Consider the following 25,746-nt stretch of genomic DNA (forward strand, 5'->3'; position numbering starts at 1 on the left):
CGCCGGGAACCGCTCCCGTCCACGCGGCGACTGGCGATGTCGCCTTGCCGTCCGCCTCGAACGAGCAGGACGCTTCAAGCCGCTCGACCGGCGGGCGGCGTAACGCGGGCCGCCCCCCGGTCGCGTCAGGGCCCCACCTCGACCGGCAGGTTCGCCCGCCAGTAGTCGTCCACTTTCCGGCTGTCGCTATCGGCGCTTGCGCCAACCGAGAACGTGGCCTTGCCGACCCGGGGCGCGGCGTCGAGCACGCCCTCGGTCGTGTCCAGCACCAGGAGGCTCGCGTTGGGCGCAGCCTTGAAATGGTCCCAGGGAATCGGGATGCGGGTTTCGTCGAAACCAAAGAATCCACCTCGCGCGATCACCAGATAGCCGAGCCTTCCCGTCGCGGGATTCAGGACCAGGTCGTCGACGCTGCCGAGCGCCACGCCATCGGGGCTTCGCACCTCGGCGCCCAGCAACTCGTCGGAGCGGAAGGCGACGTTCGACCCGGTGACGGCGACGGCGCCGGCGATCTGTCGCTGGCGCCACTCGGGCATGTCGACCGGCGAGGAGCCATCCTTTCGCATGTCGGACAAATAGATCTTGTAAAGTCCGCGGGTCGCCGTGAGCATGTCCTCACAAGACCGTTGCAGTCCGTGTCGCGCGAGGATGTTCGCGGCGGCCATGAGGATGCGCACCTCGTAGCCGGGCCGCCCGTTGTAGTCGCTGGGCCCCGCAGAGGCGGAGCGGGCTTGAATGCCGGATTCGCTGATCATCCCGCCGTAGATTCCGAAGCCCGCAGCGCCCATGGGGTAACCGAGGCTGTAACCTTCCCCGGCCACCCAATAGCCGTCCTTCGCCATCTGCTGACTGAAGGTTTTCAGATCCTTCCGACACGCATCCGCGGACCCGGCCGGAGACGCGGCGCTGCCTGTCGCGGGGGGATTCGCCGTTTCCGTCCCGGCGGTCGGGGCGGCCAGCAGCGGACCCGTCGCAAAGAGACAAAGGCAAGCGAGGATTGGGCGAAGACGGAGATTGCGAGTCATCGTGATTGGTCCTCGACGTCGGCTTGAGCCAACCGTCAACAAAAGACGATCCCGCCAACTGGACCGCCGACGCTCCCTGCTAAACCTGGATACGAGGTTGTGGCAGCGTCGGAATGTACTCAGCCGGCGATCGGCGACCCTCGAGTAGGTAGATTCCGATTCTTCCCTTCGCCAGCCCATGTCAGGTCAATGGGCAAGCCCTGACCCAGGAGGCGTTGATGATGTGGAAGGCAATCGAAGCGAGTTGGAAGCGATTCAGAACTGCATTCGCGCTCACGTCGTTTGGGGCGCCCGATTCTGACCGCGCGGGTCTTGATGTGGTCGGAACAGATTTATGGAGGGTCGGCCAGCGTGACGACACGCAGCCTGAAGCCTACCACCCCGATGAACGGGCGAGACGGAGCGAGTTTTCGCAGCATATCGGCTGTTGACCGGATTGGACGCGGCCAGGCCGAGGTTCCGGCTCGGTAGCGTCGTGAGCAGTCGTCGATGAGACCGGGGCCGCTGCTGGCCGCGCGGTTCGCCGGGCGGCCGCGGCCCCGACGCTCCTCGCGAGAAGGGCGGCCCCGAGCGCGCGGGGCTGCGAAGCGAGTCCGAGACCAGAACGGCGGAACACACGTAGCAAGCCCGCCTTCGCGCCCAGCGGCCCGAGCATTTCCGATCCCTTCCTCTCCGCCCGTCGCCGCGTTCAGCATCGAGCCGGCGGCAGGACGGCTTGTCGCCGAGGCGACGTTCCCGCGCCTTGCGCCAACCCTCGGAATCGGACTTCATGACCGCTGAATTCGCAGGCGCCGTCTCGCAGCTTCCGATCGCCTTGGCGCTCGCCGGCGCCTTTCTCGTCGTCGGCTTTCTCGTGACGCGGCTCGCTTTTCGCCAAAGCCCGGTCGCCCGCTTCCTCTGCCAGCTGGCCTCTTTCGCCGGCTTCACCGCCATGCTGCTGTCGGCGGGGGTCGCGCCGTCCGAGCCGACGCCGAAAGGCGACCCCGTCTTCGCGTTTTTCGTCATCAGCGTCTTCAAGATCGTCTGGTGGTTCGCGGCGTCATGGCTGCTGTCCGGCTTCTTCCGAGCCGTGCTGGTTTTCAAACGCCAGGCCCGCGAGACGCGTTTCCTGCAGGATCTGTTCGTCGGCGTCATCTATGCCGCCGCCGGCCTCGCCATCGTCGCCAATGTTTTCGACATGCCGGTCGCCGGCGTGTTGGCCGCCTCCGGCGTCGTCGCCATCGTGCTCGGCCTCGCCCTCCAAAGCACGCTCGGCGACGTCTTCTCCGGCATCGTGCTCAATCTGGCGCGACCCTATCATCCGGGCGACTGGATCATCCTCGACGGCGGGACGCAAGGACGCGTGGTCGAGACGGACTGGCGCGCCACCCATATTCTCACGCCCGACAACGACCTCGCGATCATACCGAACAGCATCATCGCCAGGGCGGAGCTGATCAACGCGAGCCAGCCCATGAGGGCGCACGGTCTGACGATCGTCGTCCGGCTCGAGCCGACCGTCGCGCCCTCGGGCGGCCGCGCCGCGCTGCAGGCCGCGCTTCTCAGCTGCAATCGGATCCTGCGGGCTCCGATCCCAACCGTTGTCGTTCGCAGCCTCGACGCCGTCGCCATGGAGTACGAGATTCAGTTTTTTGTTTCGAACGTCGAGGAGGGGCCCGACGCGCAGACCGAACTCTTCGATCTCGTGTTCCGGCACTGCGCCTCGGCGGGCATCCGCCTTGCGCCGCCGTCTGGGAGTCCTGCGCCGCTGCCGCCGCGCGTCGCGCTGCCGGACGCGGCGGATATGCCGCGCCGCCTGCTCGATCACCTTCCGATCTTCGCCCCGCTCTCCGAGGCGGAGCGAATCCAGCTCGCCCCGAAAATGAAGCGGAGAACCCACAAGGCCGGCGATGTTCTCGTCAGGCAAGGCAGCGTCGCCCAGGCGCTCACCATCCTGAGCGCCGGCGTTCTGGTCGCCATTCAGAGCCACGGGACAGGAGAAGAGGAAGCGATGCGCCTCGCTCCCGGCGACAGCTTCGGCGAGGCGGGGCTGCTGGCCGGCGCCGCGACCATGTTCACGATCCGGGCGTTGACGAAGGCGACGGTCTACGAAATCGCCAAGGCCGATCTCGCGCCGATATTCGAGCAGAGGCCCGCAATCGCCGCCGGGCTCGGCGAGATCCTCGCGCGGCGCGTGGCGGCCGGAAAGGCGCGGATCGAGGGATTCGCGGACCGCGACACGCCCCCCGAAACGCTGGCGACGAAGCTCGGCCAGCGCGTCAAGGACCTCTTCGGCCTGGCGTGATCGCGAGCGGTCGTACGATCGAGGCCTTGGCGACCGACCGCGCCGCCGGGCCCAGAAAGACGCCGATCGCGGCGGCGAAAACAGATGGATCGCGACGCCGGCGAACAACGCCGGGATCGACCCGGCGATCGGGACGCCGAGCGTCAACCGCGTCACGAGGGGTGAGTAGTTTCCGAGGCTTTGCCACGGCCTGTTTCGCGTGACCCATTGGCCAGCGGATTCCAGCGCGGTCGGCGCTTTCCGAGACGCCGTCCGCGGCGCCGACGACGCCGGGCGGCGCCGATCATCGATCGAGGAGAAAGACTTTGAAGAGATCTTACCCCACCCGCACGCCCCCGGCCCTGTTCGAACCCGCGCAAGCCGGCGCTCTGAAACTCGCCAACCGCATCGTGATGGCCCCGCTGACGAGAAACCGCGCCGGCCCGGGCCTGGTTCCGGGTCCGTTCGCCGTCGACTATTACGCCCAGCGCGCCACGGCCGGCCTGATCATCGCCGAAGCCACCCAGATCTCGGCCCAGGCGCAGGGCTACGCGAATACCCCGGGCTGCTACACCGACGATCAGGTGCGGGGCTGGAAGGCCGTCACCGACGCCGTGCACGCCAAGGGCGGGACGATCGTCGTTCAGCTCTGGCATACCGGCCGCGTCTCTCACACGAGCTTCCAGAAGGACGGCCGAGCGCCCGTCGGGCCGTCCGCGATCCGGGCGAGAACCAAGACCTTCATCGCCAACGAGGGCTTCGTCGACGCCTCGGCGCCGCGCGCGCTCGACCTCGCCGAGATTCCCGGCCTTGTCGGGGACTTCCGCTACGCTTCGACCCGCGCCATCGAGGCCGGATTCGACGGCGTCGAGTTGCATGGCGCTCACGGCTACCTGCTCGACGCCTTCCTGCGCGACGGGACCAACCATCGCACCGACGCCTATGGCGGCTCGATCGCCAACCGTGCGCGGCTGCTGCTCGAGGTGGTCGAGGCTTGCGCCGACGCCATCGGCGCCGCCCGCCTCGGCGTCCGGATCTCGCCGGTCTCCACCGCCGGCGACTCTCGAGACAGCAATCCGCAGGCCCTTTTCACGCACGTCGTGAAGGGCCTCAATCCGTTCGGCCTCGCCTATGTGCATGTGGTGGAGGGCGAAACCGGCGGACCCCGGTACACGATTCCGTTCGACTATCCCGCGCTGCACGGCTGCTTCGACGGCGTCTGGATGGTCAACAACGGCTATGATCGCAAGATGGCGATCGAGGCCGTCGCGAGCGGCCGCGCCGATCTCGTGTCGTTCGGGCGCCTCTTCATCGCCAACCCGGATCTGGTCGAGCGCCTGCGGGACAACGCCCCGCTCAACCCGCTGATGGAGCAGGAGACGTTCTATGGCGGCGGCGCCCACGGCTACACCGACTATCCCACCCTCGCGCAGAGCGGCGCCGCGACCGACGCGGGCGCGTTGGCGCCGGCCTGAGGAGCCGGCCGTCTCGCAACGGCGGCCGTCCGCTTCGGCCGCGCGTTTCGGAGACAATTCTTTCAGACGCTCGGGATCCGAGGCCCTCGGACCAGACGGGCGTCGCGGGCTGCGCGAAAAAGCGCCTCGCGTTCGCCTGGGCGGCGGCTTGCTGAATCGGCCGATCGCGCGCCGGGATTCCTCCCTTTCGACGATTGCCCCGCCGTCGGCCGTTCGGCGGGCCATCGTCGGCTTGCCATGAGCCGCCGCCTGTGGCAAAAGCCGCGCGCTTGTTCCGGCGTCCCAGGCGCCCGAACGCTGCAGTAGCTCAGTGGTAGAGCACTCCCTTGGTAAGGGAGAGGTCGAGAGTTCAATCCTCTCTTGCAGCACCAGCAAAATCCCCGCCGTCTCAAAACCCTGCCGCAAATTGGACCGCTTGTCCGAATCGCCCTGACAAGGTCCGTTGCAAAACGGGGCCCGGTGTGGCGGGCGCCGCGCGCAAGGAATGGGGTTTTCTGCGCGGGTGGCGGCGCCGATGGAGCTTCGCTGTATCGTCGGGGAGTCCGAGCTCCGAGCCAACCTCGGGAAGGACCGGAAAGCGACAGCCTGGCGGACGCTCGACGCCGGGCGAACCGCGCTGCCGGGACCTTCAAGCGTTTGATCGCGGACGTCCAGATCGAAGCACGAAACAGCTCAGTCGAAGTAGACGTCGGTCATCAGGGTGGAAAGCCGCAATACCTTCCGCTGACCCAGCCTCGCCCTGCGGATTGACACGCGGAAGGGGTGTCGCGCCATCGGCGATCTGCAATAAGGGCCGGGCTTCTGAGGGTTTTGCGATGTAATCCCAGGACGTATTGTAATAAATGAGAATGCTGTTCCAATGCCATCCAAAGGATATGTGTCGAGGCGTCGCCTGTTGAAGTTGGTAAAGTGAATTTATCTATCCAATTGAAGCTTGACCTCGTCATTTCTGAATATTTCTTTAGAAAATACGCTGTTTGTACGGCTTGAACGGATTGTCGCTCACGGCGTATCGAGGGCAAGCTATCCGACGAATCGACTGCTTACAAAACCTTAGGCTGGGCAGGAGGCAAAGTTGCGCTTGCTAATATTGCGTGAAGGGTCGCATTCATTGCCCCATCGTCGGTCAAAGATTTCGTCGTCACTTAGGTGTGCGCTGGCAATCCCCGCCGCCCTTCTCGGCTGCCCGCTCGTCGCCCACGCGCAGGTCGTTGTGGCGCCGAGCCAGGTGACGCCGCAGACTCTGAGGCCCGCTCCGACGAATGCGCCGGTCGGCTTGACGGTCCCGGGCGCGGAAGCCCTGCAAGCGCCGGCCGGGGCGGAGCGATCGAACATTATCGTTCGCCGCTTCGCGATCGAGGGAGGTTTTCCCGAGCTCGAAGGCGAGACCCGCGCGCTCGCCCAGCCCCTGGAGGGGCGGCGGATCACGGCCGCGCAAATCTATGAATTCGCCAACGCGCTGGAGCAGGCCTATGCCCGCGCCGGCTACGTTCTCGTCCGGGTCACGGTGCCCCCGCAAAAGCTCAGCGACCGCCGCGACGTCCGGATCGTCGTCATCGACGGTTTCATCGAAAGGGTTGAGGTCGACAATGTGGCGGAGCGGGTTCGGGCGCTGGTCGCCGCCCGAACGGCGTCACTCGTCGGTCGCCGGCACATCACGCTGGCCGAGATCGAACGAAGTCTTCTGATCGCCGGCGACGCGCCGGGGTTGCGGCTGAAGAGCACGCTCGCGCGCGGCGCGACCCCGGGCGGCGCGCTCCTGGTGCTCGAGGGCACAGATCAGCCCGTAACCGGGGCGGTCACGATCGACAACCATCTGCCCACTGCGCTGGGCACGTGGAGCTATGGCGCCGATCTCGCGGTCAACTCGCCGTTCGGGTTTGGCGAGCAGTTTTATGCCTCGGCCCTGACCTCTGCCGATATTTCTACGCCGAATATGAACTCGCCGCTGTGGGTCGTCGGCGGAGGGGCGGTGATCCCGCTTGGCCTCGACGGCTGGACTTTGAACCCGGAATACACCAATTCCCGCAGCCAGCCGACGCCAGGGACCAGCGCCCTCGCCAACACCGGTCGGTTCCAGCGCGTCGCGCTGCGGACGTCCTATCCGCTGATCCGCACCCGGTCCGAGACCCTGACCTTGACCGGCGCCTACGAATACATCATCCAGAATGTCTACCTGCCTGTCTTTGCGACCGACTTGAACAGCGACCGATACAGCGCGCTTCGGGCCGGCGCGGTTTATGAAGCCGGGCTTCCCTGGTTGGGCGAGGCGCTGCAGGCTTCGGCGGTTTTCTCGCATGGCGTCGGCGGGCGCGGCGCCGCCGATGTGTCCGTCTCGGGCATTCCGTTGTCGCGGCTGGGCGCCAGCCCTTATTTCTCCAAGATCACTGCTGACGCGCGTCTCAGCCAGCCTCTGCCGGAATCGTTCCGGCTGGATCTGATTGGTCGCGGACAGACGTCCTTCGGCCAGCCGGTGCTGCAGCCTGAGCAGTTCCAGCTCGACGGCCCGCTCGCCGTCTCAGGCTACCCGATCGGCACGCTGAACGTCGATGAAGGCGTCTCGCTGCGGGGCGAACTGGGCCGGCCCTTCGTTATCGCGGGCGCCGCCACCGTCCCCGTCGTCGTGACCCCTTACGCCTTCGGGGCGACCGGCGTTGGACGGCTGCTTGACCCGACCGTGCTCGAAGTCGGCACAATTCACGCCGGCTCTTTCGGCGCTGGCCTGCGCAGCGGCTTCGACCTGCCGAACGGCTATCAGGGCGCCACCCTCGGCCTCGAGGCCGCGAGACAATATTCGAACCTGGCGACAGTTGGGCACGGCTGGCGCTTCAATGGGGTGCTGAGCCTCCACTTCTGAGCCCGCCGCGGCGAAGGTCCATGCGCAATCCGATGAGATCACCCGCTTGTTCGGGAGCGTTGGCGCTTCGGCAAAATAGGCCGCTGTAGTCATGCCATGACTGGCCTGGCGTTGCTATCAACTGAGCGCCAGAAGAATAACGAACCGCCGTCCGCAGACTTCGCTCTCCTCTCCGCGAGTGTTATCGCCAGACAACCCGTGCTTGGCGTGGGTAAGCGGGGCAGCTAAGCACCAGGGCGGCCATTTTTCCGCAGAGCAAAATAAATAAACTCTTGTAATAGAAGTCAAGATGGTCAAATATAAGTAGCTTACATAAGTCAACTTATTGAATTTTTTCCTCGCTTTGCGGAGGATATCTTGTCAACACGCGTGTTCGCTCTTGCCGGTCCGTCGCGACGCAGTCTACGCCGATGGCTCGCGGTTACCGCGAGCGCCGGGTTCGGGTTCGGCCCCATTGCGTCATCGATGGCCGGAGGTCTCGGCGTTCTGCCGCAGGGCGGCTCGGTCGCCGCCGGCCAGGCGACGATCGGCGCTCCCGCGAACAACAGCCTCACGGTCAATCAGGGCTCCCAGAATGCTGTCATCAACTGGAACTCGTTTTCGATAGGCCAGTCCAACATTGTCACCTACCACCAGCCGAACGCGGGTTCGGCCGCGCTCAACCGGGTGACTGGCGGGACGCCCTCGACCCTTGCCGGGCGGCTGAACGCCAACGGCCAACTCTATCTCGTCAATCCGAACGGCGTCGCGATCACCAAGACCGGAATCGTTCAGGTCGGCGGCGGCTTCGTCGGCTCGACGCTCGGCATCAGCGACGACGACTTCATGAGCGGCAAGCGGACGTTCAAGGGCAATGGCCATTCGGCCACCGTCAGCAACGCCGGCCGGATTTCCGCCGGCAAGGGCGGCTTCGTCGGGCTGATCGGCGGCACAGCGTCGAATTCGGGGACCGTCCGGGTCCAGCTCGGAAAGGTCGGGCTGGGGTCAGGCGAATCGGTCACGCTCGACGTCAATGGCGACGGCTTCATGCAAGTCGCGGTCCCGACCGCCTCCAAGGCTGCCGCCGGCGGGGGGTTGGTCGACGTTTCGGGCCGCATCAACGCGCCAGGCGGATCGATTGAGCTCGAGGCGGCTACGGTCAAGCAGGCGATCCGCAATGCCGTGAACGTTTCCGGCGCGCTCTCCGCCCGCTCACTCTCCGGCCATTCCGGTTCGATCGTCCTCGGCGGCGGCGCCGGCGGAAAGGTCAATGTCTCCGGCAGCCTCGATGTCTCGGCCGGACGAAGCGCGGCCCGCGCGGCTTCCGTCAGATCGGCCTCGGCGATCCGCAACGCGAGGGCCGCGGCCGCGGCCAGATCCGCATTGGCGCCGGCCGATGGCGGGAGCATCGCCATAACCGGCGCCGATGTCGCCATCGGTGACAAGGCGAGTCTCAAGGCGCTGAGCTGGGGCGCCAGGGGCGGCGCCATCAGCGTCACTGGCGACACGCTCTCCATCGGCTCCGCGACCCTCGACGTTTCCGGCGCGACGGGCGGCGGTCGTCTTCTGATCGGCGGCGGCCCGCAAGGCGCAGGGCCGCTCGCCGACGCCGGAACCGTCCGCATCGCGTCGGGGGCGACGCTGACAGCCAATGCGACTCGAGACGGCGACGGCGGCCAGATCGTGGTCTGGTCGGACAATTCCACCACAATCCATGGCGCGCTCGCCGCGCAAGGCGCGGGCTCCGGCGGCGGCGGCAAGATCGAAACGTCGGGCCACATCCTGGATGTCGCGGGCGCCGCGGTGACTGCGTCGGCGCCGCACGGCGCGGCCGGCGTGTGGCTGCTCGATCCGTACGACTTGAATGTCAGCGGGGCCGCCACCACCGCAAATCAGAATCCCGCCGGGACCTGGACCTCCACCGGCGCGGGCGGCGCCGTCCTGAACACCGACATCGACGCGGCGTTGAACGGCGGGACCAACGTCGTGCTTCAGACCAGCGCCACGCCAGGTGCCGGTTTGGGGAACCTGAACGTCTATTCCCCGATCGCGTGGACCACGAACACCACGCTCACGCTGACCGCCTCCAATGACGTCAACGTCTATGCCAATATCACGGCGACAGGAGACACCGCCGGGATCGTTATCAATCCAAACACAGCCGTTGGAAGCGCGCCTGCGAGTGGAAGCGGGACGTTCAATGTGCAGCTTGCGTCGATCACCTTGTCCGGGGCGACCCCGAGTCTGTCGATCGGCGGCTTTGCCTATACAATTATCAACAGCCTCGGGATCGCTCAGGACGCGGTCGTCCCGCCGGCGCAGCCAAGTCTTCAGGGGGTGGCGTCCTCGGATCTGACCGCTCATTACGCGCTCGGCAGTGATATCGCGGCGGGGGCGACCGCCGGCTGGAACGCCGGCGCAGGCTTTACTCCGATTGGAACAGTGGGCTTGCCGTTTAACGGAACTTTTGACGGTCTTGGACATACGATCACGGGTTTGACGATCAATCGTCCGGCTACTGCCGATGTCGGTCTCTTCGGATCCACCGGCACGGGTTCGGTGATTCGAAATGTCGGCCTGGTCGGCGGAAGTGTCTTAGCGACAAGCAGCACCGGCGGACTGGTGGGAAGCAATACCGGCGGGGCCATCGTGAATAGCTACAACACCGGCTCTGTCACCGGGACCTCGAGTCTGGGCGGCCTGGCGGGGAGCAATACGGGTTCGATCCGCGACAGCTACACGACTGGAAACGTCAGCGGCACGAGCAGTGTCGGCGGGTTGGTCGGCGGCAGCACCGGCCCGGTCACCGATAGTTACGCCGCTGGAAACGTAACCGGAACGAGCAGTGTCGGCGGCTTGATCGGAGGCAGCACCGGGGCGGTCACGGATAGTTATGCGACCGGGAACGTGAGCGGCAGCAGTAGCGTGGGCGGGTTAATCGGAGGCAGCACAGGTACAATAACCCACGTTTACTCCACCGGCGCCGTGACCGGCTCGTCGAGTGTTGGGGGGTTGTTGGGATCTAGCACCGGCGATGTATACAGCAGCTACTGGAATACCGAGACATCAGGGCAAGCGACATCTGCGGGAGCACCGGAGGCAATCGGACTCACCAGCGCTCAAATGATGCAGCAATCGAATTTCGTCGAATGGGACTTCGTCAACACCTGGATTATTTACAACGGACTGACGGACCCACTGCTGCGGCATTTCATGGCGCCGCTGACGGTGACAGCCAACAATGCCAACAAGACCTACAATGGGCAGGCCTTTTCGGGCGGTAACGGCGTCACGTACTCCGTCACGCCTGCCGTCGGCACCGTGCTCGGCGCTGTGACTTACGGCGGGAGTTCGCAGGGCGCGGTCAACGCCGGCGGCTACGCCATTACGCCGAGCGGGCTCTATTCCAATCAGCAAGGATACCAGATCACGTATGGCGACGGCGCTCTCACGGTGGCGCCGGCCCTGGCGACGGTGACCGGCGCCAAGGTCTATGACGCCACGACCGGCTTCGTGGTCGGCCAGCTCGCGGTCGCCGGCGGGGTCAACGGCGAGACCCTGTCGCTGACCGCCGGGACCGGAACCGCGGAAACCCCCAATGTCGGGACGGCGAGCGGGGCCCTGTCGGGGCTCGAGCTGGCGGTCAGCGGCGGCAATGCGCTGGCCTCCAACTATCTGCTGCCGGAGACGGGGCTGCTGACCATCACCCAGGCGGCGCTGACCTATGTCGCGAACCCAGCGAGCCGGACGTATGGCGCGGCCAATCCGGCGCTGTCCGGGACGACGACGGGCTATCAGGGGGACGACACCCAGGCCAATTCGACCACCGGCACGTTGAGCTTTACCACGCCGGCGACGCCGTCGAGCAATGTCGGCCGCTATCTGATCGCCGGCGGCGGCCTCACCCCCAACTCCGGCAATTACCGCTTCGTCCAGGCGGCCGGCAATTCGACCGCGCTGACCATTACGCAGGCGCCCGCGTCGGTAACCGGCGCCAAGGTTTATGATGGGACGACCGGCTTCGTGGTCGGCCAGCTCGCGGTCGCCGGCGGGGTCAATGGCGAGACCCTGTCGCTGACCGCCGGAACCGGAACCGCGCCCAGCCCCGATGTCGGGACGACGATCGGGACCCTGTCGGGCCTTGCGCTGTCGGTCGCCGGCGGCAATGGGCTGGCCTCGAACTATCTGCTGCCGACGTCTGGGTTGCTGACCATCATCGCCAACGGCGCGCCCCCTTATATCATACCGCCCATACCGCCGGCCCCGTTCGTCGATATCGGACAATCCCTGTTTTTCCCAAGCAGCTTCAGTGCGATTGTCATCCCCGGCGCCGTTAATGACCTATGGGCGAATCTATTTTCGGATTCCCGTTCGCTAGCCTGTTCGCCGGAGAGCGTGTGGCGGCGATTCCATCGTTTCGGCACGGTCGAATTGACGGGTCGGGATTTGGGTTCCTGCGAACGGTGGCGCTATGAACCCTGGGACGCTCGCCGCGGCGCAGCCGCCGATGGCGCTTTTCCGATCGAGTGAGAAACAAGACCTCGCATGACGACGGCCCCCCTGCGCGCGCGAACGCGAAGCGAGTCGAGCCCGGGACACCCGCCAGGCATGGATCCTCGGCGGCGACGGCTTTGCGTCCGCAGGCTTTGGCCGGAAGGACGAATGGCCGCCATCCGATCTCCGACCGTTTCGAACCAATCGACCCCAACCGCGTCTTGCGCCGATGAGGTGGACCATGCACTCAACGCCAGGTTTTCTCGCAGCGATTTGCGGCGTGATCCCGTTCCTTGCCGTCGGCTCTCTGTCCCTCGCGCAAACGGTCCAGCCGCCGGCGCCCTCGGTGACGCCGGAGGCTCCTCGCGCCAGCGAAGCTGAGCCGACCAGCACGTCCGCCCGCTATGGCGATTGGATCATGCGTTGCCAGCGGCTCGGCGATGGCGTCGATGCCGAGCGCGTGTGTGAAGCAGCGCAATTGATCCATGCTCAAGACCAGCAATATCCGGTCGCCGAAGTCGCCATCGGGCGCTTGAAGAAGACGGACCCGTTGCATCTGACGATCGCTTTGCCGGTCAACATAGCCTTTCCCACTCCGCCGCGTTTATCCCTCAACGGCAAGGATGTGGACGGCCTGCTTTTCGTCTGGCTGAAATGCATTCCGGGGGGCTGCTACGCCAACGCGCCCCTCACGGAGGACGTGTTGCGCCGCTGGAAGGACGAGACGGGCGGCCGCCGCATCCTCTGGACCGATGGGTCTGGCCGGGAATCCGCGGTGGAACTCTCGTTCCAAGGACTCGGTCCGGCTCTCGCCGCCTTGAACCGGGCCATCCCGGGCGCGCTGGTCACGGCCAAGAAGCCGTAGACCCTGCAACGTGTGTTCCCGCATCGCAGCCCTGAACGGGCGTGCTGCAGAACTGGCGCTGCGGATCGCGACCGCGGACCGCCGGATGCCTGCCCCCGGCCTGACTGCGTACGGTTCGAACCCGTCCTCTCAGCCGATCCCGGCCGGCAGGACCACGCGGTCGAGCCCGAGCCAGTCGGCCATGGCGCCGAGTTCCTCGGCGATCGCGTCCATCGCGTCGGCGGGGGCGGACGGCTCGAAGTGCACGGCATGGACCAGAAGCCGGCCGCCCTGGCGGTCGGCCTTGAGGTCGAGCCGCGCCACGAGCCGGTCGCCGAGCAGGAAGGGCAGGACGTAATAGCCGTGGAGCCGCTTGTCGGCGGGGGTATAGATCTCGATCCGGTAGTGGAAACCGAACAGGCGGAAGGCGCGCGACCGCTCCCAGACCAGCGGGTCGAAGGGGGCGAGCAGCGCCCGGGCCGAGAGGCGTCGCGGCAGCCGGGCGTCGCGGTGCAGGAACGCCGGCCGGTCCCAGCCCTGGACCTCGACCGGCCGCAGCACGCCGGCTTCGACGAGGGTCTCGACCGCCGCTCTCGCCTCTTCCGGGCCGAGACGAAAATAGTCGCGCAGTTCGAGCGCGGTGGCGACGCCGAGCGCCAGCGCCGCACGCTCGATCAGCGCGCGGTGCGCCTCGGCCTCGCCAGGCGTCGGCAGAGCCAGGATCGCGGCCGGAATGACCCGCTCGGTCAGGTCGTAGACGCGCTCGAAACCGCCGCGGCGCGTCGCCGTGGTGATGCGGCCGGCCCAGAACAGCCATTCGAGCGCGCGCTTGGCGTCGCTCCATTCCCACCAGCCCTGACGCTCGCGCGTTTCCTCGAAATCGGAGGCGGCGAGCGGACCCTCCTTGCGAATGCGCTCCAGCGCCGCCTCGGCCTCGGCCCTGCGCTCGGTCGCGAAGACGCGCAGGCCCTTCCAGCCGGCTTCGCCGCGCTCGGCCCTGGCCATGCGCCAGCGCAGCAGCGGGTGCAAGGCGACCGGCACGAGCGAGGCCTCGTGCGCCCAATATTCGAACAGCCGCCGCTGCCGCCGGCCGCCCCAGGCCGCCGCGTCGATCAGCGACCGATCGTAGGGCCCGAGACGCGAGAAGGCCGGCAGGTAGTGAGCGCGCACCAGGATGTTGACGCTGTCGATCTGGTGGAGCGAGAGCCTGTCGATCGTCCGCAGCCACTGCGCGGCGGTGACCTTGCCCGGGCGCCGGACGCCGAATCCCTGCGCCGCCAACGCGATCCGCCGAGCCTCGGCCGACGAGAGTTGCTCCACCTGTCATCCCCCCGGCCTGCCGCCGCACGCAAATCGCTTCGATCCCGCGAAGTGGCGTCCCCTCCCTCGAAGCGTCAAGGCCGAACCTCCAGCGAATCGAACGCGGGCCGCGCCGCTCCAGGAACGGCGGCGCCCGGCGCGGGTTCGTGGTATGGGAGCATCGACTGCGGCCGGCCGGCGAAAGCCTCGCCTCCCGTTACGGCCGGTCGGTCATCAGGAGGAACGCGATGGCGAGCGGCCAACCCTTCCCGCTGAACGCCTGGTATCCGGCGGCCTGGAGCCACGAGGTCCAGCCCGCGCTCCTTCCGCGCACCCTGTGCGGGCGGGACATCGTCCTCTACCGTCGTCCGAACGGCGGCGTGGCGGCGCTCGAGGACGCCTGCTGGCACCGGCTCCTGCCGCTGTCGATGGGGCGGCTCGCCGGCGACGAAGTGGTCTGCGGCTATCACGGCCTGGTCTTCAACGCGTCCGGACGCTGCACGCACATGCCGGCGCAGTCGACGATCAACCCGGCCGCGTGCGTGCGCGCCTATCCGGCGGTCGAGCGGCATCGTCTGGTGTGGGTCTGGCCCGGCGATCCCGCTTTGGCGGACGAATCCGCCATGCCCGACTTCCACTGGAACGACGGAACCGAATGGCGAGGCGAAGGCGGCGCGTTCACCAGCCTCAAGTGCGACTGGCGCCTCGTCGTCGACAATCTGATGGATCTCACCCACGAGACCTACGTCCATTCTGGAAGCATCGGCCATGACGCCATCCTCGACGCGCCGTTCGAGGTCACGCACACCGACCGCACGGCGACGATGACGCGCTGGATGATCGACATCGACGCCCCGCCCTTCTGGGGCCGGCTGCTCGGCAAGCCCGGACGCGTCGATCGGTGGCAGATCGTCACCTTCCAGGCGCCGGCGGTGGTCGTGGGCGACGTCGGCGTCGCGCCGACCGGAACCGGCGCGCGCGCAGGGGACCGGTCGCAAGGCGTCAACGGCGCCTTCCTCGCCGCGATCGCGCCCGAAACCGAGACGAGCTGTCATTACTTCTGGAATTTCGTGCGCACGTTCCGCGTCGACGACGACCAGCTCACCGACAGCCTTCGCCGCGGCCATGTCGATGAGGGACGGGGGGTGTACGACCAGGACCACGTCGTGCTCGAGGCGCAGCAGCGCGCGATCGCGCGCAATCCGCGCACGCCCTTCTACAATCTCAACATCGACGCCGGGGCGCTGTGGGCGCGGCGCCTGATCGACCGTCTGGTCGCGCGGGAGCAAGCGACCCGCGCCCCCGGCCAGGCCGCGGAATAGGAGACGGCGATGGCCGAGGCGATCGACCGGGTGGGCTTCGTCCGCGCGACGCGGACCCTGACGCCGACCATCCGCCTGATCGAGATCGAGCCCGTGGACGGTTTCGTTGCGCCCACGCCGGGGAGCCACCTCGACGTGTCCGTCATGATCGGCGACCGGCCCGACGTCCGCTCCTATTCGGTCGTGGGGCCGTGCGCGGACGGCGCCTATCGGATCGCGGTCAAGCGGCTCGAAGCCTCGCGCGGCGGCTCCGCCTATATGTGGAGCCTCGCGCCCGGTTCGCGGCTGGCCCATTCGGCGCCCGGCAATCATTTCGGCCTCACCCTCGGGCGGCCCGACTATCTTCTGCTGGCGGGCGGGATCGGCGTCACGCCGATCTTCTCGCACGCGCTCGCGCTTCAACGCGCGGGCGCGCGCTTCCGCCTCGTCTACGCCTGTCGCAGCCGGTCCGACCTGGCGCTTGCCGACGAGCTTCGCGGCGAGATCGGCGACCGCCTCGAGATCGTGATCGGCGAGGAGAGGGGGCGGGTCGACGTCGCGGGCGAGATCGCCCGGCTCGACGCCGACGGCGAGGTTTACGTCTGCGGCCCGATCGGCATGCTGGAGACGGCGCGGCGGGCGTGGGCCGAAAGCGGGCGGCCGCCGGACCGCCTGCGGTTCGAGACCTTCGGCGCGAGCGGGCGCTGGCCGGCGGTTCCCTTCGCCCTCAAGATCCCGAGGCTGGGCAAGGAGATCCACGTGCCGGCGACGCAGAGCCTGCTCGACGCGCTGGAAGCCGCCGGCGTCGAGATGATCGCCGACTGCCGGCGCGGCGAATGCGGGCTGTGCGCCCTGCCGATCCTCGGCCTGAACGGAGTGGTCGATCACCGCGACGTCTTCTTCAGCGATGCGGAGAAGGCGGCGAACGCCAAACTCTGCACCTGCGTGTCGCGCGTCTACGGGAGCGAGATCACGCTGGACACGCCGGACCGCTGATCCACCTGTTTCTTGCCGGCCCGCCGCCGCGCGCCGCGACCGGCGCCTGTGGCGATCGTGAGTTCGACCCATGCCGGGGCGTGGTCGCTGGCCGTTTCCCATCCGCGAACCTCGCGGTCGACGCCCGCCGCCAGGAGGCCCGCGGCCACGGACGGCGCGAGCAGCAGATGGTCGATTCGCAGCCCGGCGTCGCGGCCGAAAGCGTTCCGGACATAATCCCAGAACGTGTACACCCGCGCGTCGGGATGCGCGGCGCGCAGCGCGTCGGTCCAGCCCTGGTCGACGAGGCGTCGAAAGGCGTCGCGGACTTCGGGGCGGAACAGCGCGTCGTCGACCCATCGCTCGGGCTTGTAGACGTCGAGATCGGTCGGCATGACGTTGAAGTCGCCGGCGAGCACGACCGGCGCGCCGCTGTCGAGCAGGGTCCTCGCGTGCGCCGCGAGTCGGTCGAACCATTGCAGCTTGGCGTCGAACTTCGGCCCCGGCGCCGGATTGCCGTTGGGCAGATAGACGCAGCCGACCAGCACGCCCCGCACCGCCGCTTCGATGTAGCGGCTCGGGGCGTCGTCGGCATCGCCCGGCAGGCTGCGCCGCGTCTCGATCGGATCGACCCCCCGCCCGAGGATGGCGACGCCGTTCCAGCGCTTCTCGCCCCGCCAGATCGCGCCGTAGCCGGCGTCGCGAACAGGCCCTGCCGGAAACCGGTCGGGCGCCGCCTTGAGCTCCTGAAGGCAGGCGATGTCCGGCCGAGCTTCGTCCAGCCAGCGCAGGAGCACGGGCAGCCTGCCGTTGACCCCGTTGACGTTGAAGGTCGCGATCTTCATCGGCCGCCGCGGGTCAGCGAAGAAAACGACGCCTATCGGCCTCCCCATCCGCTGGCGCCGACGAGGCGCAGGACGAGCAGCAGCACAACGGCGCCGATTGTGGCGTTGACGGTCAGCCCGATGACGCCGGAGCTCAGGTGAATCCCGAGGCGATGCAGGAGCCAGTCGCCGACGAGCGCCCCGACGACGCCAATGGCCGCGTCTCCGACGAGACCGAACCCGTTTCCCTTGACGATCTTGCCCGCCAGCCATCCGGCGACGATCCCGACGGCCAGAATGACAATCAAGGTCTGGTCAGAAAGATGCATGCCCTTCCCCATTGGTGATCGTGGTTCGCGAGCCGAGGCGATTCGCGAATGTCGGCCTTGTCGGCGACGCCTGGCGAACTGTCCATGTCGACCCGGGTCCCGTCGTCCGTCCTTCCGCTCTCAGCTGCGCGCCGGCGCGTCCGCCTTCACCAGCGCCAGCTTCGCCAGCGGGATCGTCATCCGTTCCGGCGCCGCGGCGAGCCGCCTCGCCATTCCCGCCTCGAGCCGGTTGCAGAAGTCTGCGATGCGCCCCGCGTCCCCCGCCGGATGGAGGGCGGCGGCGAGCGTCGGGAAGACCGAGGCGCGCGAAAAGCGCGCCCATTGCGCCCCGAACGTGACGGCGTCGCCCGTGCGCTGGTAGTCTTGCCAGAAGCGATCCTCGCCCTCGAAGATCTCGAGCCGCTCGAGCGCCAGACCGGCGAGGTGTCCGTCGGCGGCGAAGGGCTCGACGAATTCCGCACGGCCTCGGCCGACGGTCGGGATCGCCATGCGGCGGAGTTCCTCGGCCGCAAGAAAGCCGTCGCCGGCCATGCCGACGAGGGTCGCATACAGGGCGTCGAGCAACGGCGCGTAGCCGAACCGCCCGTCGTCGTCGGTCGCCATCGTCAGCACGACGAGGCGTCCGCCCGCTCGAAGCTCGCGGCCGCGGCGAAGGAGAAACGCGCGCCAGTCCTCGGCCGCCTGGCGCGCGAACGCGACGCGGGCGTCCGCGTCGCGGCTGCAGGCGACCTGAACCTGATCCGGAATCGGCGCGGGAACGCGGCTCAGCCACTGGATCGCCCAGGAGCTCCAGCCGAGCGTGACGCTGGCGTCGGGCAGGAGCTGCTCGAAATAGGACCGTCCGACGGCGCAGGCGAAGGCCGCCGGATCCTCCTTGAGATAGCTCTGCGGGTCGTTGTTCAGGGTCTCGAACAGCGCGGAAAAATCGTTGCCGGGCAGATCGGTGTGAACCACGTTGATCGCGCGCGCCGCGCCGACGCGCGCCCTCAGGGCGCGAAGCGCGCCGGCGATCGGGGCGAGCGAGTTCCGGCCCTCCGACGCGCCGTAGTCGACGATGACGATCGTCTCGGCGAGCGAGGCCGCCCGGGCCGCCTCTTCGAACAGCGCGATCGCGGGAACGAGTCCGGCCGCCTGCAGGCGGGAGCCGCGATTGTAGGCGCCGTGTCCTTCCATCGGTTGCACGGCCGCCGGCGTCTCGCCCATCGTCCCCTCCTCGATCCGCGCCCGATTCGACGGCCGCGGCGGTCGTGACCGCCCCCGGGAGGCCGAATGCGTCCCCGCTTCCAGCGCGCGCGGCCGTCGCAGGCGCTGCGCGGCTATTCTGTTCGCCCCGCCCGGGCTATGCAAATCCCTTCGTCATTGCGATTGTCTCCCCCCGATCACCGGTCGTCGCGCGTCAAGACGACGTCTCTCCGACGGCCGGCCGTTGCACGTCTCTCGAGTCTTCCTTCAATCGGAGCGCCCGATGTCGCGTGATCGCAGGCTCGTGCTCGCCGCATGCTATCTGACGATGCTGCGGATCGGCGACAACAGTACGGCGGTGATGGCGGCGCTGCCGGCCATGACTCGCGACCTGGGCCTCGGCCCGGCGTAGCCGCGAACCCGGCGGTGGCCCTCGTCACGCCCCGCTCTCGATCTGCCGATGAAGGCAATCCGATCGGCCTTCGCGGAGAAAATGGAATCCGTCCCGGCGCGATTCTTTCTTGACCGGCCCCCGGTCCAACCTATCTTCAGGCGTAGTGTAAGTCGGGAGCAGCCACGTCTTGCCCATGGGATATCTCGAAGGATCCGATGCGATCTCTGTCCAGGACCTTGCCCTCATGCGGTCCACGGGCAGGCAACACGTGGTTCTCGACGTGCGAGAGGCGAGAGAACTCGAAATCTGCCGGCTCGACGGCGCCCTGCACATTCCGATGGCGGAGGTGCAGGCGCGCGTCGGCGAACTGCCGGCGAGCCGCCCGCTGGTCGTCATGTGCCATCACGGCGGCCGCAGCCGGATGATTGTCGGTTTTCTCCGGCGCGCCGGCTTCGACAATGCCGTCAACCTCGAGGGCGGCATCGACGCCTGGGCCAGAGAGGTCGACCAATCGGTGCGGCGCTATTGATGGCGTGCGCCGCCAGAGGGAAAGCAGCGACCGATGCCGCCGACTGACGCCATTGAGAATCCCGTCGCCGGCGCCGTGGGCCCGATCGCCGCCTTCTCCAACAGCTACGCGCGCCTGCCGGAGCGGTTTTTCGCGCGGCTGTCGCCCGCGCCGGCGCCGGCGCCGGAGCTGATCGCGTTCAACGCGTCGCTCGCCGCGGAACTGGGGGTCGATGTGCGAGGCCTCGAACCGGCGCGACTGGCGGCGGTGTTTTCCGGCGCAGTCACGCCGCCGGGCGCGGAGCCGATCGCGATGGCCTACGCCGGCCATCAGTTCGGCAATTTCGTTCCTCAGCTCGGCGACGGCCGCGCGATCCTGCTCGGCGAGGTTCTGGATCGCTACGGCGCGCGTCGCGACATTCAACTGAAGGGCGCTGGCCGGACGCCGTTCTCGCGGGGCGGCGACGGCCGCGCCGCCCTGGGGCCGGTGCTGCGCGAATATCTCGTCAGCGAGGCCATGCACGCGCTCGGCATTCCGACCACGCGGGCGCTGGCCGCCGTCACGACCGGCCAACCCGTCTATCGCGACCGTCCGGCGCCCGGCGCGGTGCTGACCCGCGTCGCCTCCAGCCACATCCGCGTCGGAACCTTCCAGTATTTCGCCGCGCGCGGCGACCGGGAGGCGGTCGAACGGCTGTGCGACTACGTCATCGATCGTCACTTCCCCGAGGCGCGCGAGGCCGAGCGGCCGCCGCTGGCGCTGCTTCAGGCGGTCGTCGAACGCCAGGCTCAGCTGATCGCACGCTGGATGCAGGTCGGGTTCATCCACGGCGTGATGAATACCGACAACACCGCGCTCTCGGGCGAGACCATCGACTTCGGACCGTGCGCCTTCCTGGACGCCTACGACCCGGCGACGTCGTTCAGCGCGATCGACGAATACGGGCGTTACGCCTACGCCAATCAGCCGCGGATTGCGCAATGGAACCTCGCCAGGTTCGCCGAGACCCTGTTGCCGCTCGTGGACGCGGACCCGGCAAAGGCGGTCGAACGCGCGACGGAGGCGGTCGTCGCGTTCGCGTCCCGCTATCAGGAGCGCTGGCTCGCCGGCATGCGGGAGAAGCTCGGACTGTCGGGCGAAGACGACGGCGATCTCGACCTCGTTCGCGACCTCTTGCAGGCGATGCACGACAACGCCGCCGACTTCACCCTGACCTTCCGCCGGCTGTGCGCGGCCGCGGCGGACGAGACGGCCGACGGGCCGCGCGCCCTGTTCGCCAATCCGGAGGCCTACGACCGCTGGGCGGCGCGCTGGCGGGCGCGTCTGGCCGCCGACGGGCGGGAGCCCGGCGCGCGCGCGCAAGCCATGCGGGCGGTCAATCCGGCCTTCATTCCGCGCAATCATCGCGTCGAGCAGGCCCTCGCGGCGGCGCTCGACCGGGGAGACTTCGCGCCGTTCGCCGAGCTGGCCGCGGTTCTCGCGCGCCCCTACGAGGACCAGCCGGCCTTCGCCGACTATGCCGACCCGCCGCGAACGGAAGAACGCGTCTTCCAGACGTTCTGCGGCACCTGATCGGGCGTCCGGTCGTCACGCGATCGACAGGACCTCGATCTCCCGGTCGCCCATGGCGACGACGTCGCCCGCCGTCTTGCCGATCAGCGCCCGCGCGACAGGCGAGACATAGGAGATCGACCCGGCGCCGGGATCGGCCTCGTCCTCGCCGACGATCCTGAAGCTTTGCCGTCGGCCGTCGTCCCGGCTGAACGTCACCCGGTGTCCGAAGGCGACCGCCTCGCAGTCGGCCGGCGGCGGGACGAGGTGGGCCGTCCCGAGGCGATCGGTGAAATATCGCACGTCGCGCGCGGCGAGCGCGGCGGCGCGCCGCCGCTCGCCGGCGTCCTCGATCCGCTGCGCGGACTCGCAGGCCGCGCGACTGAGCGCCAGCGCGGCCGTCAGCGCCGCCAGCCCCGAGGCGGTCACCAGATTGGGATGGGGCGAAACGGGCCGGTGCGGCAGTTCGACCTCGGCCGCCGCCTCTGCGCTGTCTTCGCGGGTGAAGGCCACGCTCATCGGATCGACTTTCCTTGTTCTGCGGCGATCCCCGGCCGTCGTCGCGTCGCGAGCCCCCGAGCGCTTTACCATGGCGCTCGCCGGCGCGATGTCAACGAGGCGGAAATCTGCCCGTTCGCAGGGTGAACGCGCCGGACCGCGCGGCAAGAGCGCTCAACGCTGTCAGCGGATTCGCTCGTCGGTCGCGCTCCTCCGCTGCACGCAGAGGTTTCGGCCGATGAGATCGCGCTTCCTCGGTCCCTGCGACAATATATCGGCCGACCTTTCTCGCATAATGACCTTTGCGAGCTTCAGATACGAGACGCTGTCAACTTCAAAAATCGTTTACTCGTCGTTGACAGTCCTTGACGTAAGTGTTGGATGTGCAAGCTTTCTGCTTTTCCCCGACCAGCCCGCGCCTGAAACGACCGGAACGGAGGCTGCGAAGGTCTCGGCACGACAGGGCGCATCCGGGCCGGGCGCTCGACCTTTCGCCTTCGGATTGCCGCGCGTCGACCGGGATGGCTTTTCCGACGCATCGGGACCTCCAACGGGACGAAGACCATGGCCGTCGATGACGATTCGTCCGACCTTGATGTCCAGGACTTTCGGCTGTGGTGGGAGCAGGGCCAGCTGCGCCCGACGAACGACGGCGATCTCAAAGTCTGGAAGCTGGCCGCCACACTGGTTGTGATCGTCGCTCTCGCCGCGATCGTCGTGTTCGCGCCGGGTGAACACGGCCCGAGCCCGCCCAAGGGGCCGCCCGCCGCGGCGGCCCTCGACGACCATCGCGCCCCCGGGCCGGCTCCCGGCGACGCGACGACGACGGCGCCCGACGGCGGGAAACCGGCGGCCGCGGCGCCGTCGCACCCGAGCGCGCAGTCTGCGTCGCCGTCGGCTCGATCCGCCGACCCCAGACCCGTTCGGACCGCAGCCGTGCGGCCGGACGGCGCGCTGATCGCGACGCCGGCCTCGATCGAGGCCTCAGCCCGGAAGCCGCCCGGCTGGTCCGCGGCGGCCGCGATCGCGGACGGTCCGGCGCCCGAGCGGCCGCCCAGGCCCGATGCGCGGACGAAGACTCCGCCCCCGCGGCCTCCGTCCCGAGCCGTCGTCGCGACGCGGGAGACGGCCGGCCCCGCCGCGGTCGAGCCGACGCCCGAGACGCCCGTCAGGCCGGTCAGCGCGACGATGGCCGGGCCGGTCGCCGCGCAACCCGCGACCGACACCATCCCGGCGTCCTTCGACCGCATGCTGCACACCCTCGGCGGGCTCATCGGCGCGAACACGGCCCCCGTCGGCCAATCCGGATCGGCGCCGGCGATGACCGACTGGGCCGTCCAGCTGGCGTCAGTGAAAACCGAGACCGAGGCGAGGACCAGGCTTGCGCGCCTGAGCGTCCGGCACGCCGCGGCGCTCGAGGGCGCCAGGATCGGCGTGCGCAAGGCGGACGTCGATGGCGTGACGGTCTACCGTTTGCGGGTCGTCGACCTGTCCAGAGCCGACGCCTCGGGCCTTTGCGCGAGGCTGAAGGAGGACGGCGGCGACTGCCTGGTGGTCCGCTGACCGCCGCCGCCGGCGCGGGGAGAGCGCCTTGGCGGCCTCGGGCTCGCGAACGACGGCGGTCGCTTTCCGGCCTGCGACGACTCGTCGCAGGCGATTATGAACCTTTGCTCGATTCGGGATACGAAAGTTCTTGCAATGGGTGCGGCGCAGCATTAGGGTATGGATGTGCGGTGCAGCTTTGCCCGCACATGCCCTCCTTGGGCGTTTCCTCCCTAGACTTACAGGCCGCCGCAAGGCGGCCTCCTTTTCTTGGGGGAGGCCGTAGGCCTTTGACGGCCGCCCGCCTGTGGCTCACGCGCGCCGCCGCTAAGTCTTCTGGTCGACGATGCGGTTGCGCTGCACGCCGAGATCGATTGCGCCGTCGACGGTCGCGATGCGCGACTCGACTGTGTCGCCGGCCCTCAGATAGGCGTCGCGGCCGGCCTGGATTTTCATGAACATCGCCCACTTGACCGCTTCGGGCAGGAGCGCGGCGATGCGCTGGCGCGCCGGAGACGGGACGTTGAGGGCGCAGCCGGCGGGCGTGCCGGTCGAGAGCAGGTCGCCGACATGCAGATCCTGCACGCCCGAAAGCTCGGTCAGCGTCTCGGCCGGCCCGTAGACGAGGTTCGCGACGCTGTCAGCTTGACGGACCCTTCCGTTCACCGTCAAGGAAAGCCGCAAGTCGCCGAGCCGGGCAAAATCGGCGGGCGCGAGCAGGCAGAGGTAGGGGCCGACCGGGCCGAAGGTGCGAAAGCTCTTGCCCTTGTAGAACTGCGTCTGCGGGATCTGCACGTCGCGCGCCGAATAGTCGTTGACGATCACGGCGCCGGCGACGAACGCGGAGAGGTCGGCCTCCGTGACCGTTACGGGCGCCGTCACGTCGCGCTTGAGCACGAGGCCGAGCTCGATCTCGTAGTCGAGGAAGCGCACCCGCGACGGCCGCACGACATCCGTGTCGGCCGGCGCGATGCAGCTCTGCGCCTTGGTGAAGATCATGTTGTAGGTCTTGGCGTCCGGGTTCATGCCGGATTCGATCATGTGCTGGCGGTAGTTCGCCCCCTGGCACAGGAACTGCTGGTTCCGCGTGACCGGCGAGAGAAGCTCGACCTCGGCCTCCGCCACCGTCGCGCCGCTCAGGGCGGACAGCGTCTCGATCGCATTGGCTTCGAGAAACGCGCGCGTGGTTGCGAAATCGCCGGGGATGGGCGTGATCCGCCCGGCGCGCGCGACGCCCCATTGCGCCCGCCCCTCGTGTTTGAAATGCAGAACGTTCAAAGGCATGAATACGTCCTCGATGGCCGGAGAGAGAAACGGGCGACGCCGGGTGCGTCAGCCGAACAGCTTCATGAGGGTGCGCAGTTTTTTCAGATTGACGTCCGGGCTGGTCCTGAGGCCATGGACGAGCGCTTTCACGTTCGCCAGGGTGGGCTTCGGCCGGGTGAAGCTCGCCGGCATCGCCTGGCCCCATTGCGCCATGCCGGCGCGGCTCGCCGGATGAACCCCGGTCGGCTGGTCGGCGGTGAACAGGTCGCCGTCGCAATAGTGCTCGTGCTTGTCGCCCCAGGGGTCGTCCCAGTAGTCGAAGATCTGGCTGCCGAGCAGATGCCGGCCGATGCCCCAGGCGTGTCTCCACCCGCGGTCGCGCATCAGGCGGCCGCCGACGCCGACGGCGTCCGGGTCGACCAGCTCGAACGAGATATGGTTCAGGGCCGGCGCGAACGTCTGCGCCAGGGCGAGGGTGTGGTGGTCGGTCGGCCGCTCGCCGCGGTCGAGGCGCAGGAAGGCGACCGCGGGCGAGCCGTCGGGAAGCGCCTGCACGTCGCTCGGAATGAAGCCGAAATGGCGCGTGTACCAGGCCGCTGTCGCCTGATAGTCGGCGAGTTCGAGGGCGACGTGGCCGAGACGGATCACCTCGGGCGGCGCGAACGGCGGCCGCTGGCCCGCGTTGACGCGCGCAGGCTGATCGATGGAATTCAGCGGCAAGGGCGGTCGATGCGGCAATTCCGCGACCTTGACGCGGCCGAAGATCGCCTCGACGCAAAAGCCCGACGGGTCGATCAGGCGCACGCGCCGGCCACCGCCGGGCAGATCGACCGCCTCGATCGCGGACGCTCCCGGCAGCCGCGCGAGGGCTTCGAGATCGGCGAGGGTCTCCACTTCGAGACCGAGGCCGACGAAACGCGGCGCCGCGGCCTTGCGGACGACGTAGCAATAGGGGTCGGGCCCCGCGGCGCGCAGCAGCAGCCGCTGGCCGTCGTTCGAGACCTGGCGCAGCCCGAAGTCGATGAGGTATTCCCCCGCCTTCTCGAGATCGGGGCGATCGAAGATCGCGTAGGCGAGCGCGGAGGCTCGCGTGGTCGGATCGGGATGGCGCGCCGGCTGCGCGGTGGAGAGCTGCATCGG

General features: G+C 68.2%; 19 protein-coding genes and 1 tRNA gene. 12 read left to right on the forward strand and 8 right to left on the reverse strand.

Annotation, left to right across the window (positions count from 1 at the left end):
* Window positions 1-125: 125 nt before the first annotated feature.
* Window positions 126-1,025, reverse strand: coding sequence for a PRC-barrel domain-containing protein (locus DFR50_RS01450; RefSeq protein ID WP_170152991.1), 900 nt, complete (start codon window positions 1,023-1,025; stop codon window positions 126-128).
* Window positions 1,026-1,794: 769 nt separating this feature from the next.
* Here DFR50_RS01450 and DFR50_RS01455 point away from each other — a divergent pair.
* The 6 genes from DFR50_RS01455 (at window position 1,795) to DFR50_RS01480 (ending at window position 12,958) form a co-directional block, all read left to right on the forward strand.
* Entirely contained in the window at window positions 1,795-3,309 is a 1,515-nt protein-coding gene (locus DFR50_RS01455; RefSeq protein WP_147262628.1) for a cyclic nucleotide-binding domain-containing protein, read from the forward strand.
* A 305-nt stretch (window positions 3,310-3,614) separates the two neighbouring features.
* The gene (locus DFR50_RS01460) at window positions 3,615-4,763 is read left to right on the forward strand and encodes an alkene reductase (RefSeq protein WP_113887393.1); all 1,149 of its coding nucleotides are present in this window, start codon (window positions 3,615-3,617) and stop codon (window positions 4,761-4,763) included.
* 296 nt (window positions 4,764-5,059) lie between these two features.
* Window positions 5,060-5,134, forward strand: a tRNA-Thr gene (locus DFR50_RS01465).
* Window positions 5,135-5,991: 857 nt separating this feature from the next.
* Window positions 5,992-7,620 carry a ShlB/FhaC/HecB family hemolysin secretion/activation protein gene (locus DFR50_RS01470; protein ID WP_170152992.1) on the forward strand — a complete coding sequence of 543 codons (1,629 nt, stop codon included), beginning with the start codon at window positions 5,992-5,994 and terminating at the stop codon, window positions 7,618-7,620.
* 465 nt (window positions 7,621-8,085) lie between these two features.
* Entirely contained in the window at window positions 8,086-12,129 is a 4,044-nt protein-coding gene (locus DFR50_RS01475) for a beta strand repeat-containing protein (RefSeq protein ID WP_113887395.1), read from the forward strand.
* A gap of 205 nt (window positions 12,130-12,334) precedes the next feature.
* Window positions 12,335-12,958 (forward strand): invasion associated locus B family protein, encoded by a 624-nt coding sequence (locus DFR50_RS01480; protein WP_170152993.1) that lies wholly within the window; start codon window positions 12,335-12,337, stop codon window positions 12,956-12,958.
* A gap of 129 nt (window positions 12,959-13,087) precedes the next feature.
* On the opposite strand, the gene DFR50_RS01485 is transcribed toward DFR50_RS01480, so the two are convergent.
* Window positions 13,088-14,257 carry a winged helix-turn-helix domain-containing protein gene (locus DFR50_RS01485; RefSeq protein ID WP_170152994.1) on the reverse strand — a complete coding sequence of 390 codons (1,170 nt, stop codon included), beginning with the start codon at window positions 14,255-14,257 and terminating at the stop codon, window positions 13,088-13,090.
* Window positions 14,258-14,484: 227 nt separating this feature from the next.
* On the opposite strand from DFR50_RS01485, the gene DFR50_RS01490 reads away from it, so the two are divergent.
* Both DFR50_RS01490 and DFR50_RS01495 read left to right on the forward strand, forming a co-directional pair.
* Window positions 14,485-15,558 (forward strand): aromatic ring-hydroxylating dioxygenase subunit alpha, encoded by a 1,074-nt coding sequence (locus tag DFR50_RS01490; protein ID WP_113887397.1) that lies wholly within the window; start codon window positions 14,485-14,487, stop codon window positions 15,556-15,558.
* A 9-nt stretch (window positions 15,559-15,567) separates the two neighbouring features.
* On the forward strand, window positions 15,568-16,533 hold the full coding sequence (locus DFR50_RS01495) for a PDR/VanB family oxidoreductase (protein ID WP_113887398.1): 966 nt from the start codon (window positions 15,568-15,570) through the stop codon (window positions 16,531-16,533).
* On the opposite strand, the gene xth is transcribed toward DFR50_RS01495, so the two are convergent.
* The 3 genes from xth to DFR50_RS01510 all read right to left on the reverse strand — a co-directional run bounded on the left by xth (window position 16,494) and on the right by DFR50_RS01510 (window position 18,868).
* The gene (xth, locus tag DFR50_RS01500) at window positions 16,494-17,357 is read right to left on the reverse strand and encodes an exodeoxyribonuclease III (RefSeq protein WP_113887399.1); all 864 of its coding nucleotides are present in this window, start codon (window positions 17,355-17,357) and stop codon (window positions 16,494-16,496) included. The genes DFR50_RS01495 and xth overlap by 40 nt on opposite strands.
* Window positions 17,358-17,389: 32 nt before the next feature.
* Window positions 17,390-17,665 (reverse strand): GlsB/YeaQ/YmgE family stress response membrane protein, encoded by a 276-nt coding sequence (locus tag DFR50_RS01505; protein ID WP_113887479.1) that lies wholly within the window; start codon window positions 17,663-17,665, stop codon window positions 17,390-17,392.
* Window positions 17,666-17,785: 120 nt separating this feature from the next.
* Entirely contained in the window at window positions 17,786-18,868 is a 1,083-nt protein-coding gene (locus tag DFR50_RS01510; protein ID WP_113887400.1) for a class I SAM-dependent methyltransferase, read from the reverse strand.
* Between the two features lie 262 nt (window positions 18,869-19,130).
* Here DFR50_RS01510 and DFR50_RS33265 point away from each other — a divergent pair, with 262 nt between their 5' ends.
* From DFR50_RS33265 to DFR50_RS01520, 3 genes are all read left to right on the forward strand, one after another.
* A complete protein-coding gene (locus DFR50_RS33265; protein ID WP_281015835.1) occupies window positions 19,131-19,259 on the forward strand; it encodes a hypothetical protein in 129 nt (42 codons plus the stop codon).
* Window positions 19,260-19,434: 175 nt separating this feature from the next.
* Window positions 19,435-19,770, forward strand: a complete 336-nt coding sequence (locus DFR50_RS01515) for a rhodanese-like domain-containing protein (protein ID WP_113887401.1) — start codon at window positions 19,435-19,437, stop codon at window positions 19,768-19,770.
* A gap of 33 nt (window positions 19,771-19,803) precedes the next feature.
* Window positions 19,804-21,321, forward strand: coding sequence for a protein adenylyltransferase SelO (locus DFR50_RS01520; RefSeq protein ID WP_113887402.1), 1,518 nt, complete (start codon window positions 19,804-19,806; stop codon window positions 21,319-21,321).
* Between the two features lie 15 nt (window positions 21,322-21,336).
* Here DFR50_RS01520 and greA read toward each other — a convergent pair whose 3' ends face one another.
* Window positions 21,337-21,819, reverse strand: a complete 483-nt coding sequence (greA, locus tag DFR50_RS01525; protein ID WP_113887403.1) for a transcription elongation factor GreA — start codon at window positions 21,817-21,819, stop codon at window positions 21,337-21,339.
* Window positions 21,820-22,362: 543 nt separating this feature from the next.
* Here greA and DFR50_RS01530 point away from each other — a divergent pair.
* A complete protein-coding gene (locus DFR50_RS01530; RefSeq protein ID WP_113887404.1) occupies window positions 22,363-23,361 on the forward strand; it encodes an SPOR domain-containing protein in 999 nt (332 codons plus the stop codon).
* 306 nt (window positions 23,362-23,667) lie between these two features.
* On the opposite strand, the gene DFR50_RS01535 is transcribed toward DFR50_RS01530, so the two are convergent.
* A complete protein-coding gene (locus DFR50_RS01535; RefSeq protein WP_113887405.1) occupies window positions 23,668-24,624 on the reverse strand; it encodes a fumarylacetoacetate hydrolase family protein in 957 nt (318 codons plus the stop codon).
* 48 nt (window positions 24,625-24,672) lie between these two features.
* Window positions 24,673-25,743: a VOC family protein gene (locus tag DFR50_RS01540; RefSeq protein ID WP_113887406.1), complete on the reverse strand. Its 1,071-nt coding sequence runs from the start codon at window positions 25,741-25,743 to the stop codon at window positions 24,673-24,675.
* Window positions 25,744-25,746: the final 3 nt, after the last annotated feature.

The sequence above is a fragment of the Roseiarcus fermentans genome (genome assembly GCF_003315135.1).
GTDB lineage: Bacteria > Pseudomonadota > Alphaproteobacteria > Rhizobiales > Beijerinckiaceae > Roseiarcus > Roseiarcus fermentans.